This window comes from Aurantiacibacter aquimixticola, from assembly GCF_003605475.1.
GTDB lineage: Bacteria > Pseudomonadota > Alphaproteobacteria > Sphingomonadales > Sphingomonadaceae > Alteraurantiacibacter > Alteraurantiacibacter aquimixticola_B.
On sequence record NZ_RAHX01000001.1, the window covers coordinates 112,469 to 128,441 of the forward strand.

The following is a 15,973-nucleotide window of genomic DNA, read 5'->3' on the forward strand; positions in this document are numbered from 1 at the left end:
TCTTTAGGATAAATTGCGGCGTGATGAAAGCAGTGCCCGCTCGATCTGCCCACGCGCGGCAGCGGTCATGGTCTTGCGATTGGTCAGTTCCTCACCTTCGAGCGGCTGAAAGAAATGCACATCGATGCGCAACGGTTTAAGCCGCGCGAGGATTCGCTTGAAATTGTCGAGCCCCGGCTCCTCTCCGACCCAGGCGATCTGCGGTGCATCGGCATAGTCGAGCAAGACGGGCTGCACGCTGGCGCCCTCGGGCAGGGGTTCCAGCGCGCCGAGCAGACTGGATTTGAAGGGCAGCAGAACTGTGCCATCCGCCGTGGTGCCTTCGGGGAACAGCGTCAGAGTGCCACCGTGGTCCAACGCGGCGCGGATTTGAACGGCCTGCTTGGAAACCTCGGCGCGGCGATGGCGGGCAACGAAGACCGTTTCGTTCATCTCGCACAGCCATTTCAGGAAGCCGAACCGTGCCAAGCCATCATGGGCGACATAGGCGCTGTTCGCGGCTTGCGAGAGGGCCAGGATGTCCATCCAGCTGACATGGTTGGCCAACAATAATGCGCCCGGCACACGCTTGCCTTGCCGACGGATGCGAAGACCGATGACGAAGCCGACGCCGGTCAGGAACACGCGCGGCCAAGTCCGGTCCAGCCCCAGCATCCGCCACAGATAATGCAGCGGCACGCAGATCAGCAGCAGTGCCAGCATCAGCGGCAACCGGAGCGCGATCAGAAGATAGCCGATGAGTGAGATGTGAGCGGTCTGAGCGGCAACGGCCTTCGACATTGCGGGTGCGCTCAGCCCTTTTTCTCTTCACGATCGAGGCGGACGGCATAAAGCTCCATCCGGTGATCGACGAGGCGGTATCCGAGCCGCTCGGCAATGACTTTCTGAAGCGCTTCAAGTTCCGGATCGACAAATTCGACAACCTTGCCGGTTTCCACGTCGATCAAGTGATCATGATGCGCTTCGGGCGCAGCTTCATAACGCGCACGGCCATCGCCGAAATCGTGGCGATCGAGAATACCCGCCTCTTCGAACAGGCGCACGGTGCGATAGACGGTGGCGATGGAAATCTTCGGATCGATCGCGGAGGCGCGCTCGTGAAGCTTCTCGACATCGGGATGATCATCGCTCTCGGACAGAACTTTCGCAATCGTCCGACGCTGATCGGTGATGCGCAAGCCGCGTTCGGCGCAAAGGGCTTCAAGGTCGATCATCGTGCTGCTTCGTCCACCTTTTCAATTCGATCGGTGCGCGCAAGAGAAAAGCGCCCCGAAGCCTTATCGGCCAGAGGCGCTTCACTCAAGCTCGACCCGGAACGAAGTCCCGGATCGCTGGAAGGGCCGTGGCGATTAGCTCGCCTTCTTCCGTGTGGTGCGCTTGCGCTTCACCTTTTCGCCCGGTTTGCGACCCAGGCCGATTTTCTTGGCGAGTTCACGGCGCTTTTCAGCGTAGTTGGGCGCGACCATCGGATAATCGGCGGGCAGGTTCCACCGCTCGCGATATTCCTCGGGGGTCATGTCGTAATTCGTGCGTAAATAACGCTTCAGCATTTTAAGCTTCTTGCCGTCTTCCAGGCAGACAATGTAGTCCGGCTTTACCGATGCGCGCACGGAAACGGCTGGCTCGGGCCGTTCCTCTTCCTTATCCTGCTCACCCAGACCCGACAGCGCGCCATACACCTGTTGTATCAGGGACGGCACAGAATCGACCTCGACGTCGTTATTCGCGACATGCGCTGTTACGATGTCCGCGGTCAGCGTGATCAGCATTTCGTTCGTATCGTTTTCCATGACTTCCATTTCGTTTTCTATTTGCATCCCGCTTTTCGTTCGGCCTGCAAGTGACCGTGTGCTACGCATTTTGCCGGATAAGTGTTCAAAATTCAATGCCGCTTGAAACTATTGCGCAAATCACGCCAGTTTGGGGCAGAATATTGGCTGGTTACACTTCGCGCGCAAAAGTAATCGCGTCGATCGGGCCGCCGACCGCGCCACGATAGTAGCCACGCCGGGTGCCGACACGAGCAAAGCCGAACTGCGTGTAAAGGTGCTCTGCAGGATTGCCCTCGCGCATTTCCAGGAAAAGCCGGGTGACGCCGTTTGCTGCGGCGCGTGTGGCGAACTCCTCCAGCAGCCTGCGACCGACACCCTGTCCACGAAATTGCGGACGCACGGCGATCAACAGCAATTCCTCTTCGTCGGCCGCCCGCCGCGACAGGACGAAGCCCTTTGCATCTTCTGGAACGACATGTTGCGCCGACCCGCCGGCAATCAGGTAATGCGTGTTCGGAGTGATAAGAGCGTCTGACACCTGCTTGCGCGTCCACGCCTCGCCATAGCGCGGTTCGAACGCGTCATGCATCACCGCCATGATTGTGTCGAGCGCGTCGATGGTCATGGTGCGGCTGGTTTGCGTGCGTCAGGCGCGCGGCCGTAAATCGGTTTGAGGTCGGCGATTGCCAAAGACGGCGGCAGGTTTCCGGCTTCACGCGCGTCGGGAAGAATGTGCAAGGCGTCATGAGACGTGCTCAGCATCGCATCGAGCGCATCGGCTTTGCTACCGGCGATGGTTTCGTTACCGCCGCGTGCGGCAGCATCCGCAGGTGCGAGCGATTGGACATTGCCCGCCGGAAAGCCATTCTCGGCGAAATCCTGGACGAAATACTCGCCATGCCCGCCGCTCATGCACACGGTGACCGGGCCTGGTCGTTTTGCCTGCGCCATGGCTGCGACCAGGGCCAATGTCGGATAGCCCAGAACCTGCGCGCCCCACGCGAGACCCAGCGCACGTGCGGCTGCAATGCCGATGCGTGTGCCGGTGAAGCTGCCAGGGCCGAGCGAGACGAGGATGCGATCCGCCCGGCCACGCCGCGGCAATTCGGCAATCATGGGGACGAGCCGCTCGGCATGACCGCGACCCAGGATTTCCCAGCGCCCATCGAGCAGCATTTCATCCTCGAACAGCGCCGCCGAACAGGCTTCCGTCGCACAATCTATTGCCAGCACTCTCATCGCGAGAGCGCCTAGCGCGTCAGATGACTTTGTTGAAGAGGTCGAATTCAGGACGCGGGCTGCGATCGAAAATGGTGGTGCGATCGCCATAGCCGACCGCACATAGCCAGTCGGCGCGGTAGCGCGGCTGATCGGCAAAGAATTCCTTCGTCGTCTTGTCCTGATCGAAGCCCGACATCGGCCCGCAATCTAGGCCGAGTGCCCGAGCGGCGATCATCAGATAGGCACCTTGCAATGCGGAATTGCGGAACGCGCTTTCCTTGCGGCCTTCCTCGTCGCCCTCGAACCAGCTCTTCGCGTCGGTGTGCGGAAAGAGCCAAGGCAAGTTTTCGTGAAAATCGAGATCGTAGCCTATAATGACGACGGCCGGCGCAGTAAGCACCTTGTCGGTATTGCCGTCGCTCACGCATTCGGAGAGGCGCTTCTTGGCATCGTCGGATGTGCACCAGATGAAGCGACCGGGCTGCTGGTTGGCCGATGTAGGGCCCATCTTCACGAGCTCGTAGATCTGGTGGATCTGCTTTTCGGTTACGGGCTTGTCGTGCCAGCCATTGTAGCTGCGCGCCTCGCGAAAAATCAGATCGAGGGCGTCATCGGAAAGTGTGTCGGTCATTGCTGCTCCGTTGCAGGAAGATAGTTTATCGCCACTACGCAGCGGAAGGGCATTTGTTCACAAGTCAGGCCGCGCGCACTTCTTTCACTTCGGGCACGTAGTGCTTCAGCAAACCTTCGATCCCGTGCTTCAGTGTGGCGGTCGAGCTGGGGCAGCCCGAGCATGCGCCCTGCATCTGGAGAAAGACGACTCCGTCGCGAAAGCCGCGATAGCGAATGTCGCCGCCATCGCTGGCGACAGCCGGGCGCACGCGGGTTTCCAGTAATTCGTTGATCTGGGCAACCACGTCTTCCGTGCCCTCGTCATCGCCAAGATGCTCTTCTTCGGCCTCCAGCGGGACGAAAATTCCGCTCGCATCGCCGCCTGCGAAAAGCGGTGCTTCGGAAACGAAATGATCGAGCAGGACCGCGACGATTTGCGGTTTCAAGTCCGGCCAGGCAACGCCCGGTGCGGCGGTAACGGAAACGAAGTCGTGGCCGAAAAACACGCCGGTGACTTCGCCCGTATCGAACAGGGCCTGCGCCAGCGGGCTCACTTCGGCCTCCTCAGGCGTGGCGAAATCGCGTGTGCCGGACGGCATCACCTGCCGCCCAGGCACGAATTTAAGCGTTGCGGGGTTCGGCGTGGTTTCGGTCTCTATGAACATGCCTTGCGATGTAGGGAGCGCGCCGCGCATGGGCAATGCAGGTTTTCGTGGTAAACATTCACCGGACCTTCATTCCTTTCCCGACAGTTGAGTCCCCATGCACCTTCTCCACCGCGCGCCGATCGCCCTCGTTTCCTTCGCACTCCTCGCTCCGCTTCCCGCGCTGGCGCAGGATTGCGTCATCCAGGCTACGCAGGCCGACCAGCCGGCGTATGCCCGTCCGGACGATCCCTGGATCTATCGCGGTACGGATATCCCGGTCGATGAACAGTGGCTGTTCGGCGAGATGCCGAATGGCGTTCGCTACGCCGTGCGTCAGAACGATGTGCCGCCCTGCCAGATTTCACTTCGGGTTCGCATCGATGCCGGCTCTCTGCACGAGGAAGACGATGAGCGCGGCTTCGCCCACCTGCTGGAGCACATGGTGTTCCGCGAAAGCGCCACTTTCGGCCCGGGTGAGGCAATCCCGCATTTCCAGCGGCTAGGTGCGAGCTTCGGCTTCGACACCAACGCCTCCACCAGCCCGACGGCAACGACCTACAACCTCAATCTGCCCAACGCCAATCGCCAGACGCTGGATGATAGCGTCCGACGGTTTGCGGGAATGGTCACCGCGCCTGTACTTTCGCCGGAAAATCTCGCCCAGGATGTTCCGATCGTGCTGTCTGAGCGGCGCGAGCAGGCGGGCGCACAGCGCCGCGTGGCCGAGGCGACGACGGGTACGTTCTTCGCCGGACAACGCCTTGCAGAGCGCAGCCCGATCGGCACGGTCGAGACTTTGCAGGGCGCAACGGCGGAAGCGGTCGAGGCCTTCCACGCGCGCTGGTATCGACCCGAGAATGCCGTCGTGGTGCTGGTTGGCGATGCCGACCCGCGTGTCCTCGCGGCGACGGTCGAGCGACATTTTGCAGATTGGGAAGGCGAGGGCCCCTTTGTCCCGGCACCGGATTTCGGCGATCCCGTCGCGCCCGCGGGCGCCAATCCGGAAAACCCGGTGGGTGAAGTCGATGTGATCGTCGAACCCGGCCAGCCGCGCGGTTTGACCTATGCCGTGCTTCGCCCGTGGGTCGAGGTCGTCGACAATATCGAATACAATCGCCGCAACCTGCTGGGTCAGGTGGCCGCAGCGGTCGTCAATCGTCGTCTCGAGAACCGTGCGCGTGCCGGGGGTTCCTTCCTTTTCGCCGGTATCGGGCGCGACAAGATCAGTCGTTCGGCCGACGGGACTTTCGTATCGCTTGCGCCGCTGACCGATGACTGGGAAGCAGCATTGGACGATGTGCGCAGCGTCATCGCCGATGCGCTGTCGCAGCCGCCGGCGCAGTCCGAAATTGATCAGGCCGTCGCACAGTTCGATGTGGCCTTTGTCGACATGGTTGAACAATCGCGCATTCAGGCCGGAAGCGATCTCGCTGATCAGATCGTCGGTGCGGTCGACATCAGGGAAGCTGTCGCCAGCCCCGAAACCTTTCTGCAGGTGTTCCGCTCCGTCGCGCCGCGTTTCACGCCGGACGACGTGCTCACCGCGACGCAGGAACTGTTCGAAGGCGACGTTATCCGCGCGATCATGCTGACGCCCGAGCCAGGCGAAGCGACTGCGGCAGAACTGCGCACCACACTGGCCACTCCAGTGGCCGCTAACGGAATCGCCCGCGACGATGCCGAAGCCATCGACTTTGCGGACCTTCCGCCCGTGGGTGAACCCGCCAGCCCGATCTCTCGCGATCAGCTCGGCGTGCTCGACCTCGAACAGGTGGTCTTTCCAAATGGCGTCCGCGCGCTGCTGATGGATCGCAATAATGAACCTGGACGGGTCACCGTGCGAGTACGTTTTGGCGGAGGCTGGCAAGCCATTGGCGAGGACGAGGCTGTCTACGCCGAACTCGGTCCGATGGCCCTCGTCAATTCGGGCATCGGCCCGCTGATGCAGAACGATCTCGATCGCATCGCTGCGGACCGCAAACTCAGCTTTGATTTCAGTATCGAGGATGGTGTGTTTGAATTCGAAGGGCTGACCCGGCAGGAAGACCTGGAGGAACAACTCTATCTGTTCGCGGCAAAGCTCGCCATGCCAAGCTGGGATCCGAATCCGGTGGAGCGCGCCCGCGCTTCTGCCCTAATCGCCTATGACAGCTATAACCGCGATCCGAGCGGTGTGCTCAATCGCGATCTCGATTACCTTCTGCGCGGCGACGATCCGCGCTACGCTACGCCATCGCCCGAGGAAATGCGCACGGCAACGCCGGAACGTTTCCGCGAAGTGTGGGAGCGACTGCTCTCGCAAGGCGATATCGAGGTTGCCGTTTTCGGCGATATCGATCCCGATGCCACCATTGCGGCGCTGGGCCGCACTTTTGGCGCGCTGGAAACGCGCGAGCCCGTGCCTGCCGCCATTCGAGCGCAGCCAATCGGCTTTCCCGAAATCACCGACAGTCCGCAGACGCTCACTCATCTTGGCGACGCGGATCAGGCCGCAGCCGTGGTTGCATGGCAGCTTGGCGGCGGTTCGGAAGGCATCGTGCAGCGGCGCAAGCTCGACCTGCTCTCGCAAATCTTTTCGAACCGCTTGCTCGATGGGCTGCGCGAGCGTGCCGGTGCGGCTTATTCGCCGTTCGTGACCTCCAGCTGGCCCCTCGACGTGAACAGCGGCGGTGTGCTTTTTGGTCTCGTGCAGATCGAGCCGTCACTGCTGCCTGCCTTTTTCGAGGAGGCGGAAGAAATCGCACAGGATCTCGCCACGAATGGCCCCACGCCCGACGAGCTCGAGCGCGTGGTCGAACCCGCGCGCCAGTTCCTGATGCGCGCTCAGACCGGCCACACTTTCTGGCTCAACCAGTTGGAAGGCGCCGCCTTCGATGCCAATCGTCTCGCCTATTTGCCCAGCATCTACGCCGATTACGACGAGGCGACAGTGGCGGAAATGCAGGCTTTGGCGCAGCGTTATCTGTCCTCGCCGGGATGGCAATTGCAGATCGTGCCTGCTGAGAGCCGCGACGCGGGGCGCTGATCCGTTTCGCAAGTAACCTTTGCGTGGGGTGCCCGGCGTAGGTAGTAACCGCCGATCACCCCGCATCGAAGGTTTCGACAACGCGCCCGGCGGGGCGGGCAGGCGATGGATTATGGACGTGGCACAGGATTGGACACCGGCAGGCTGGCAGCAGGATCGCTTTACCGCGAAGCACCTGCCTACCTATGAGGACGCAGAAGCGCTTACCGCAGCGACCGAAACGCTTTCCGGATTTCCGCCGCTTGTCTTCGCCGGAGAAGCGCGGCGCTTGAGGGGCGATCTAGCCGACGTGGCGAGAGGCAAAGCTTTCCTGCTGCAAGGTGGCGATTGCGCGGAAAGCTTCGCCGAGTTCAGCCCGAACAACATCCGCGACACGTTTCGCGTCATCTTGCAGATGGCCGCAGTCCTCACCTTCGCCAGCAAGCTGCCGGTGGTGAAGGTCGGCCGCATGGCGGGGCAATTCGCCAAGCCGCGCAGCGCCGATACTGAGACGAAGGACGGCGTCACCTTGCCGAGTTATTTCGGCGACAATGTGAACGGCATCGAGTTCTCTCACGAAAGCCGATACAACGATCCCGAGCGCATGGTTCGCGCCTACAGCCAAAGCGCCGCGACGCTGAACCTGCTGCGGGCCTTCGCCAGCGGCGGCTATGCCAATTTGCGCGAGGTGCATCGCTGGACTCTCGATTTCATGGGCCGCAGTCCGTGGGCGGACAAGTATCAGGCGATCGCTGACCGCATCGGCGAAGCGCTCGATTTTATGGAGGCTTGCGGTGTCGATATTGAGGACGATCCGCATTTGAAGGGCACCAGTTTCTACACCAGTCACGAAGCCCTGCTGCTGCCTTACGAGCAGGCGATGACGCGGCAGGATTCGATCACCGGCGACTGGTACGACACCTCCGCGCATTTTCTCTGGATTGGCGATCGCACCCGCTTCGAAGGCAGCGCGCACGTCGAATTTCTGCGCGGGGTGAAGAACCCTATCGGGATCAAATGCGGGCCGAGCCTCGATCCCGATGTTCTGCTTGGGCTGCTCGACACGCTTAATCCTGTACGAGAGCCTGGGCGGATCACGCTTATCAGCCGGTTCGGGCACGACAAGGTGGAAGCAGGCCTGCCGCCGCTCGTGCGCGCCATCCAGCGCGAGGGCCAGCCGGTGGTGTGGAGCTGCGATCCAATGCACGGAAATGTCGTCAAGAGCGAAAGCGGCTTCAAGACGCGTCCGTTCGAGCGCATCCTTGCCGAAGTGCGCGGTTTCTTTGCGGTACATCGCGCCGAAGGCAGCCATGCTGGTGGCATCCATCTCGAAATGACCGGACAGGACGTGACTGAATGCACTGGCGGCGCGGCGGCAATCACGGATGAGGGCTTGAACGACCGCTATCGTACGCATTGCGATCCACGTCTCAACGCGGCGCAGTCACTGGAGCTTGCCTTCCTCCTTGCCGAAATGCTCAACATGGAGCTTGGCGAGAGCAATCGCGCGGCAGCCTGAACATTCGTGATTGCCGACTTAGGGCATTGTCCCTAAGCGGCTCTAGAGCGGCTCTTACAGCAATCGCCCTAAACCCGCGGACACCACACCGGGGGGACCATTTTGCTGCACGATATTCGCCGCCACTGCCAGGAGCCGGTGCTTTTCGCGCTCGCCTGGATCGTGGTTGCGGCAGCCAGCATGGCCCTGCGCGCCTATGGCGAGGCCGCGGTGCTATTGTGGCTGCCATCGGGCGTGGCGGCGGCGGCATTCACCGTCGTTCCGGTAAAGCGGTGGTGGATACTCATTCTGACCATGCTCGCCGCCCAAATCTTCCTATCGCTGGTGTTCGGATCCCGCTGGAGCGACGCGCTCTCGTATTCGATAATCGCGATTGTGCAGGCGATAATAGCTGCTGGGTTGGGCCTGCGTGCCCTCGGCGGACAGCACCGTGCACCTGCGCGCTTTGCGGCAGTTCTTGGTATATTTGGGGCCGCCGTGACGGCTGCGCTCATCGGTGCGGCGCTGGCGCTGCCGATCCGGGCAGATCAGACATTGTCGGAATTCTTCTGGTGGTTTTCCGCCAATGTGATCGGCATTCTGGTCGCAACACCCCTAATCCTGCGGGCCCGTCGTCTGCTGCAGGAGAGCGATGAGGCCGACTATGATCGCATTCTGCCGACAATCCTTGCCGTGTTGTGCCTGGCAGTGCTTGGCACGGCGGTGCTTGTGGCTGGCACTGTCGCTCTTGCCCCGGCAGTAGTTACCGCCGCCGTCTTCATTACCTTTCGCTTCGGCCATACGTCCTCAGCACTTTGCGTGCTCGCCTTCGGTGCCATGTCAACGTTTCTAAGCACCGGCGGAAACAGCCCTGCGCCCGGTGCGGATCTGTCCGTTCGCGATGCCACGCTGGCCGTACAAAGCTGGATGCTGCTAATGATGGCGACCACGCTTCCAGTCGCGGCGATGCTGATGAAGCGGGAAGAACTGCAGTTGCAGCTGATTGGCCGCAATGCGGGCATGCACGAAAATTTGATGCTGCTGGATCTTGCGGAGGAGCTCGCCGGGATCGGGCGATGGCGCTTCGACATGGTTACTGGCCAACAGAACTGGACGCCGCGCATGCTGGAACTGTGCGGGCTTTCGCCCGATCTTGCTCCCGATCCGGGCGATGTGCGCGACCTCCTCCCGGATCGCGCGCGCCCGCTTTTCAGCGAGATTACCGCTAATCGAGAGGCGCGGGAGACCTATTCCTTCGATTACCAATTCAGGCTGGCCGGCAATGCGGAGAAAATCCTGCGCATCTCTGTCCTGAATGAATTCGATATCGAAGGGCGCAGGGTGGCGCTTTTCGGCGTTGCGATGGACGTCACCGATCAGGTGCAGCGCGAACAGGCGCTTGATCTTGCCCGAGGCCGTGCCGTGAAGCTGGCAGCGGAAGCGCAGAAGCTTGCCAATACCGACCCGCTCACCAGTCTCCCCAACCGCCGCTGCACCTTTGCGCGGCTGAAGACGATGGTTGATCTCGCTGGACAGCGTAGCACGCCGCTCACAGCGCTGATGTTCGACATCGACCACTTCAAGACCATCAACGACACGTATGGTCACCAGACCGGTGACGAGGTGATCGTGCAGGTGGCGGAACTCGCTCGCAGGCAAGCGCGGCACGGCGACGTCGTCGGACGGATTGGCGGCGAAGAATTCGTCTGGCTCCTGCCGGGTGTCGGTGGCCCGGCGGCGAGACGCCTTGCGGAACGACTGCGCGGTGCAGTGGAAAGCGGGCTCGAGGGCTCTACGCTGCCCAATGTCACGATCAGCATCGGGCTGGCGCAATTTCAGTGCGGCGACACAGGTGATCAACTCCTCGCGCGCGCCGATGCCGCGCTGTATGAAGCGAAGGAGCATGGGCGCAATCAGGTTCGCCGCGCTGCCTGAGCATCATGGTCGGAACGTCCCGAGTTCGCAGGGGGTTACATTCGCGCGCGCCATTTGCCATGCTGATGTGCGACGGATCGTAATCGCCTATAGGAGAGGGCTTTGCCCCACGCCCATCCCCGCCCGGTATCGCAAGAAACAGGCTCGATTGCCGACCGCTATCGTGCCACACGCGCGCTCACGGCGGCGCTGATCGAGCCGCTAAGCGAGGCCGACGCCACGATCCAGTCGATGGAAGATGCGTCGCCCGCCAAGTGGCATGCGGCCCATACGACGTGGTTTTGGGAAACCTTCCTGCTGCGCGATCATGCTCCCGACTACGCGCTGTTCGACGAGCAATTTCCGTTCCTTTTCAACTCCTATTACGAGGCCGAGGGTGATCGCATCCTGCGCGGACGAAGGGGGTTGATAACGAGGCCCACCATGGCTGAGGTCATGGACTGGCGCGCTCACGTCGATGAAGCGATGGCACGGTTGCTGGACGATCCCGCGCATGGCGATCTGATTGCGCTCGGCATCGCTCACGAACAGCAGCATATCGAATTGTTGCTGACCGACATAAAGCACGCTTTTAGCAAGAACCCAATCGGACCGGCGATGTGGCAGGACGCGCAGCGCGCCTCGTCCGGCCAGCAGAGGGGCTGGATCGATCATCCCGGTGGAATCGCCCGCGTGGGCCAGCAATCGGTCGGTTTCGCCTTCGACAATGAAGGTCCGGCGCATCGCGTGCTGCTCGAACCGTTCGCACTTTCCCGGCGTTTGGTGACGAATGGCGAGTGGGGAGAATTCATCGCCGATGGCGGCTATTCGGATCATCGCCTCTGGTTGTCCGACGCATGGGCCTGGCTATCCCGCTGCAATATCTCTCGCCCGCTCTATTGGCGCGAGGAAGAGCATTTCACGCACACGGGCTGGCGCGAGCGTGATGCCGACGCGCCTGTCAGTCACATCTCCTATTACGAGGCGGATGCTTTCGCTACATGGGCGGGGCACCGGTTGCCTACCGAATTCGAATGGGAAGCGATTGCCCGCGGACAGGACGCGCCCGAGGAGAGCCCGCGCTTCGACGCGAACGCGGGGAACCAACTGGACGAGGCTGCGCCGCCAGCGCCCACGGGCACGGGCGAGCTGTTCGGCGATGTCTGGCAGTTTACTCGCTCGGCCTATCTGCCCTATCCGCGTTTCGCGCCCGCACCGGGAGCAGTTGGCGAATACAACGGCAAGTTCATGGCCGGGCAATGGGTGCTCAAGGGCGCAAGCTGTGCCACCGTGCGCGGGCATTCGCGCGCGAGTTACCGGAATTTCTTCTATCCGCAACAGCGCTGGCAGTTCACCGGCTTGCGGCTCGCAAAGGACAATTGATGACCGAAGCCGAAGGTATCCGTCTCGTCGATCTAGACGAGGATGGTGTAGACCGTGCTTTCAGGGCCGATGTTATCGCCGGATTGTCTGAGGAGCAGAAGGCGATTCCGGCGCGCTGGTTCTACGATGAACGTGGCTCGCAGCTGTTCGAGGACATCACCCAGGTCGAGGAGTATTATCCGACCCGCGCCGAGACCGAGATCCTGCGCGAGCAAGGGCAAGACTTTGCGAAGCTTATCGGACCGAGCCGCGCGGTGGTGGAATTCGGCTCTGGTTCCTCGGTGAAAACTCCGCTGCTGCTTTCTGCAATCGAGCCCGGCGCTTACGTGCCGCTCGATATCTCGGGCGAATTCCTTCGGGCCGCCGCCGCCGATTTGGCGCAGAAGTTTCCGGAACTGCCGGTTCATCCGGTGGAAGCCGACTTTACCAAGCCTGTGCAACTGCCGAATCAGGTGGCGGACATGCCCAAGCTCGGTTTTTTCCCTGGTTCCACGATCGGCAACATGGTGCCGCGAACGGCGGTCGACCTGCTTCGCAATATGCGAGAAATATTGGGCGACGGCGCGTCGCTGCTCATCGGCATGGATCTGATCAAGGGCCGCAAGATGCTGGAAGCCGCCTATGACGATGCCGAAGGCGTGACGGCGGCATTCAATCTCAATCTGCTCACGCGCATCAACCGGGAGCTCGGCGCAAATATCCCGGAAGACGCTTTCCGCCACGAAGCGCGCTGGAACGATATGTTCGCGCGTATCGAGATGCATCTGGTGGCAGAGCGGGACGTGAACTTCACAATTTCGGGGCGCGACTTCTCGATCCGCGACGGTGAGAGCATACACACGGAAAACAGCCACAAATTCGGTAAGCGCAGCGCCAACACGCTGCTGCTCGCCGGGCACTGGACGCCGCTTGAACGCTGGACCGACAGCCAGGAGCGCTTCTCGATCCTGCTGGCCGAAGCGACCGTTGCCCGCAGCGCACCATGACAGCCTGGCCGCATCTCGATTACACCGCCGACAGGCCGACAATCGAGAGCTGTCACATGGTATCGCAGCTGGTCGGCAAACTGCCCACCCGCTTGCACCCATGGGTCAATCACGGCTGGCACGTCGCGTTGCGGGTGAGTCCGCGCGGCTTCGTTACGCGATCCATGCCAGCAGGCGACGGTCGGAGTTTCACGGTCGAGATAGACATGCGCGACGGCTGCCTTCGGATCGCCTGCGACAATGGCGGCGCTTGGCAGGTCGGCTTCGTCGGCAAGACGATCGCCGTATTGCAATCGGATCTCCGCAAGACGCTCGAGGACGCGAGCCTGCCCGCGCCACTGCACGGTGGACCGAACGAGGTAATCGACGCCGTGCTCTTCGCCAGAGACGATACCGCGCGGCCTTGGGACGCCGATGCCGCGCTCCGTCTGCATGGTGCCTTCGCGGCGGCAGACCGGGTCTTCAACGCGTTTCGCAGTCTGTATCTCGGCAAATCGTCTCCCAGCCATATGTTCTGGGGAAGCTTCGACTTAGCCGTGACGCGCTTTTCGGGACGGCGCGCTCCGCCGCATCCAGGCGGATTTCCCAATCTGCCGGACCACGTGACACGCGAGGCGTATAGTCACGAAGTGATCAGCGCAGGCTTCTGGCCCGGTGGCGGCGGCGTGGATGAGGCCGCATTCTATGCATACGCTTATCCATCGCCGGATGAATTGGGCGACGCGGCTGCCTCTCCCGAGAGCGCCTATTGGCACGCCGATCTCGGCGAATTCGTCATCACCTACGCCGATGTGGCAGCTTCGAACGATCCCGACGCTGCGCTGATGGCCTTCCTGCAATCGACATACGATGCGGCTGCTGAGCGGCTCGATTGGCCAACCGATTGCGCCGTAAGGCAGCCCAGCTACGGCAGTCCGGCGCAGACGGTCTGATGGGCAGGTCGCAAACCGTGCAATCCCGCCCTATATAGCCCGCATGGACTTCGCGCCCGTCTTCGACCAGCTCGCTCACTCGGTGCGCGAATTGCCGAAATCGGGGCTGCTGCTGGCCGCCGTCGGCGCGATGATCGCTGGCGTGATCGGATCGGCGCTGATGACCCGCGTGCCAGCGCTTGGGCGGATATTGCGCTTGGGCAGTACTCTTTGCCTTGTTGGCGTATTGCTGCTGGTCGTTTTGCAGTTGTCGCGCATGGATCCGCGCTTTTCGCTCGCGGTGCCCGAAATCGGTTTGCCAGAGCAGATTGTCGAGGGGGCGGAGACGCGCATTCCGAGGCATGTCGACGGCCATTATTGGTTGGAGGCGGAGATCAATGGCCACCGCGCCGCATTCCTTGTGGATACCGGCGCGACTTTGACTGCCGTTTCACAGTCTACGGCCGATGCCGCGGGCCTCAAAGAGCGCGATGGCGGCCTGCCGATCCGCCTCAACACCGCCAACGGCACGGTTGCGGCTTACATGACCAATATCGATGAAATGCGTTTCGGAAATGTCGCGGCGCGCGGTCTCGATGCGGTGATTGCACCGGGACTTGGCGAAACGAATGTCATCGGCATGAACTTGCTAAATCGCCTCGCTTCGGTGCGGATCGAGCAGGGCGAACTCATTCTTACTCCGAACAATCCGCAGCCCGCACTGGAAAGCGCACGCTAGGCTCTGGCCTTTGATTACGCGCTGGGGCAGGGCGAAAACATGATCCGCCGCGCTCTCACCAATACCGGTTGGCTGATGGGCGCCCGCGGTATCAATGCGGTCCTCAGCCTCGTCTACCTCGCCATCGCAACCCGAGAGCTGGGGCCGGAACGTTTCGGCATATTCGTCATCGCTTTCACCTTCGCCCAGCTGGTGGTTGGTTTCTGCAGCTTCCAGACCTGGCAGGCCATCATTCGCTGGGGCCAGGACAGCGACGACCGGAAGACGGCGACAGGCTTTGCGCTGGCGCTGGACAGCCTGACGATTGTGGTCGGCGCAATCTTGGCTGCGCTAGTGCTGTTTAATTTCCACGGCGTGCTGCTGCTGCCGGACAAGATGGTGGTGCCGACATACCTGTTTACTCTCGCATCGCTCGTTTCGATCCGCTCCACGCCAACAGGCCTGTTGCGCCTGCACGATCGTTATGACAGGGCCGCCATCGCCGATGCCACGACATCGATCATCCGCGTCGTGGGCGCGGTCATCGTGGTATTCGTAAAGCCGAGCATTCAGAGCTTCCTGATTGTTTGGGGCACCGCCGAAGTCGCAACAGCGGCAATTTACTGGTGGCTCGCTGCGCGGACCGAGCCGATCCACTGGCGCCGCTTCAGCCTGACGCGTCTTCCGCGGGAACAGTCCAGAGACGGCGAGACCGCGTGGAGTTTCGTCGCGGGCACCAGTCTCACCGCCATGCTGACGATAGCCAGCCGCCAATTGATGGTGCTGCTGGTCGGTGTGCTGGGCGGAGCGGCGCTGGCGGGGATATACCGCGTGGCGGCTCAGCTCGGCGAAGGACTGCTCAAGCTCGCACAGGCTTTGCTTCGCTCCGTATATCCAGAACTGGTGCGCCAGCCCGACAAGGCGCGCGAATTGGCGGGGCGTATCACCCGCATCGCCATCTTCACCGGCATTGCCGTCGTGATGCTTGCCATGCTGGCGGGCGAGTGGGTGATCTTAGCCATAGCAGGCAGCGCATTTCTTGCCGCCTACTGGCCCATGATCCTGCTGAGCGCTGCCGCCGCGCTGGAACTGGCCGGGGCGAGCCTTGAGGCGTTACTGGTCGCGCGCGGCAAGGCCATCTTGAATTTCGCGCTGCGCGCGGCGCCTACTGCGGCGGCGCTGCTCGCGCTGCCTTGGCTGGTGGGTAACTTCGGCGCCGCAGGGGCGGCGATGGCTGTGCTGATTGCAAGCGCGCTCAGCGTTACCGGCTTCGTACTCGCAAACCGCGCGGTACGTAAGAACTGAAA

15 protein-coding genes are annotated in these 15,973 nt (G+C 61.9%); 8 read left to right on the forward strand and 7 right to left on the reverse strand.

Annotation, left to right across the window (positions count from 1 at the left end; translation table 11 throughout):
* Nucleotides 1–3: 3 nt before the first annotated feature.
* The 7 genes from D6201_RS00595 to D6201_RS00625 all read right to left on the reverse strand — a co-directional run bounded on the left by D6201_RS00595 (nt 4) and on the right by D6201_RS00625 (nt 4,270).
* Nucleotides 4–780: a lysophospholipid acyltransferase family protein gene (locus D6201_RS00595; protein ID WP_120046945.1), complete on the reverse strand. Its 777-nt coding sequence runs from the start codon at nt 778–780 to the stop codon at nt 4–6.
* Nucleotides 781–791: 11 nt separating this feature from the next.
* A complete protein-coding gene (locus D6201_RS00600; RefSeq protein WP_120046946.1) occupies nt 792–1,214 on the reverse strand; it encodes a Fur family transcriptional regulator in 423 nt (140 codons plus the stop codon).
* A gap of 135 nt (nt 1,215–1,349) precedes the next feature.
* Nucleotides 1,350–1,799, reverse strand: coding sequence for a Ros/MucR family transcriptional regulator (locus D6201_RS00605; protein WP_120049103.1), 450 nt, complete (start codon nt 1,797–1,799; stop codon nt 1,350–1,352).
* 142 nt (nt 1,800–1,941) lie between these two features.
* Nucleotides 1,942–2,397, reverse strand: coding sequence for a GNAT family N-acetyltransferase (locus D6201_RS00610; protein WP_242447376.1), 456 nt, complete (start codon nt 2,395–2,397; stop codon nt 1,942–1,944).
* The gene (gene tsaB / locus D6201_RS00615) at nt 2,394–3,011 is read right to left on the reverse strand and encodes a tRNA (adenosine(37)-N6)-threonylcarbamoyltransferase complex dimerization subunit type 1 TsaB (RefSeq protein WP_120046947.1); all 618 of its coding nucleotides are present in this window, start codon (nt 3,009–3,011) and stop codon (nt 2,394–2,396) included. The genes D6201_RS00610 and tsaB overlap by 4 nt, the downstream gene beginning before the upstream one ends.
* 19 nt (nt 3,012–3,030) lie before the next feature.
* Nucleotides 3,031–3,624, reverse strand: a complete 594-nt coding sequence (locus D6201_RS00620) for a malonic semialdehyde reductase (protein WP_120046948.1) — start codon at nt 3,622–3,624, stop codon at nt 3,031–3,033.
* A gap of 64 nt (nt 3,625–3,688) precedes the next feature.
* Complete coding sequence (locus D6201_RS00625) at nt 3,689–4,270, reverse strand: NifU family protein (protein ID WP_120046949.1); 582 nt, start codon at nt 4,268–4,270, stop codon at nt 3,689–3,691.
* 97 nt (nt 4,271–4,367) lie between these two features.
* Here D6201_RS00625 and D6201_RS00630 point away from each other — a divergent pair, with 97 nt between their 5' ends.
* From D6201_RS00630 to D6201_RS00665, 8 genes are all read left to right on the forward strand, one after another.
* Nucleotides 4,368–7,277 carry a M16 family metallopeptidase gene (locus tag D6201_RS00630; RefSeq protein WP_120046950.1) on the forward strand — a complete coding sequence of 970 codons (2,910 nt, stop codon included), beginning with the start codon at nt 4,368–4,370 and terminating at the stop codon, nt 7,275–7,277.
* A 112-nt stretch (nt 7,278–7,389) separates the two neighbouring features.
* A complete protein-coding gene (locus D6201_RS00635) occupies nt 7,390–8,775 on the forward strand; it encodes a class II 3-deoxy-7-phosphoheptulonate synthase (protein ID WP_120046951.1) in 1,386 nt (461 codons plus the stop codon).
* A gap of 102 nt (nt 8,776–8,877) precedes the next feature.
* Nucleotides 8,878–10,689, forward strand: coding sequence for a sensor domain-containing diguanylate cyclase (locus D6201_RS00640; RefSeq protein ID WP_120046952.1), 1,812 nt, complete (start codon nt 8,878–8,880; stop codon nt 10,687–10,689).
* A 102-nt stretch (nt 10,690–10,791) separates the two neighbouring features.
* On the forward strand, nt 10,792–12,051 hold the full coding sequence (gene egtB, locus D6201_RS00645) for an ergothioneine biosynthesis protein EgtB (RefSeq protein ID WP_120046953.1): 1,260 nt from the start codon (nt 10,792–10,794) through the stop codon (nt 12,049–12,051).
* Complete coding sequence (gene egtD, locus D6201_RS00650; protein ID WP_120046954.1) at nt 12,051–13,037, forward strand: L-histidine N(alpha)-methyltransferase; 987 nt, start codon at nt 12,051–12,053, stop codon at nt 13,035–13,037. Before egtB ends, egtD begins: the two co-directional genes overlap by 1 nt.
* The gene (locus D6201_RS00655) at nt 13,034–13,969 is read left to right on the forward strand and encodes a DUF5996 family protein (protein WP_120046955.1); all 936 of its coding nucleotides are present in this window, start codon (nt 13,034–13,036) and stop codon (nt 13,967–13,969) included. The genes egtD and D6201_RS00655 overlap by 4 nt, the downstream gene beginning before the upstream one ends.
* A gap of 43 nt (nt 13,970–14,012) precedes the next feature.
* Nucleotides 14,013–14,687: a retropepsin-like aspartic protease family protein gene (locus D6201_RS00660; RefSeq protein ID WP_120046956.1), complete on the forward strand. Its 675-nt coding sequence runs from the start codon at nt 14,013–14,015 to the stop codon at nt 14,685–14,687.
* A gap of 39 nt (nt 14,688–14,726) precedes the next feature.
* Nucleotides 14,727–15,971, forward strand: a complete 1,245-nt coding sequence (locus D6201_RS00665) for a lipopolysaccharide biosynthesis protein (RefSeq protein WP_120046957.1) — start codon at nt 14,727–14,729, stop codon at nt 15,969–15,971.
* The last annotated feature ends 2 nt before the right edge of the window (nt 15,972–15,973 follow it).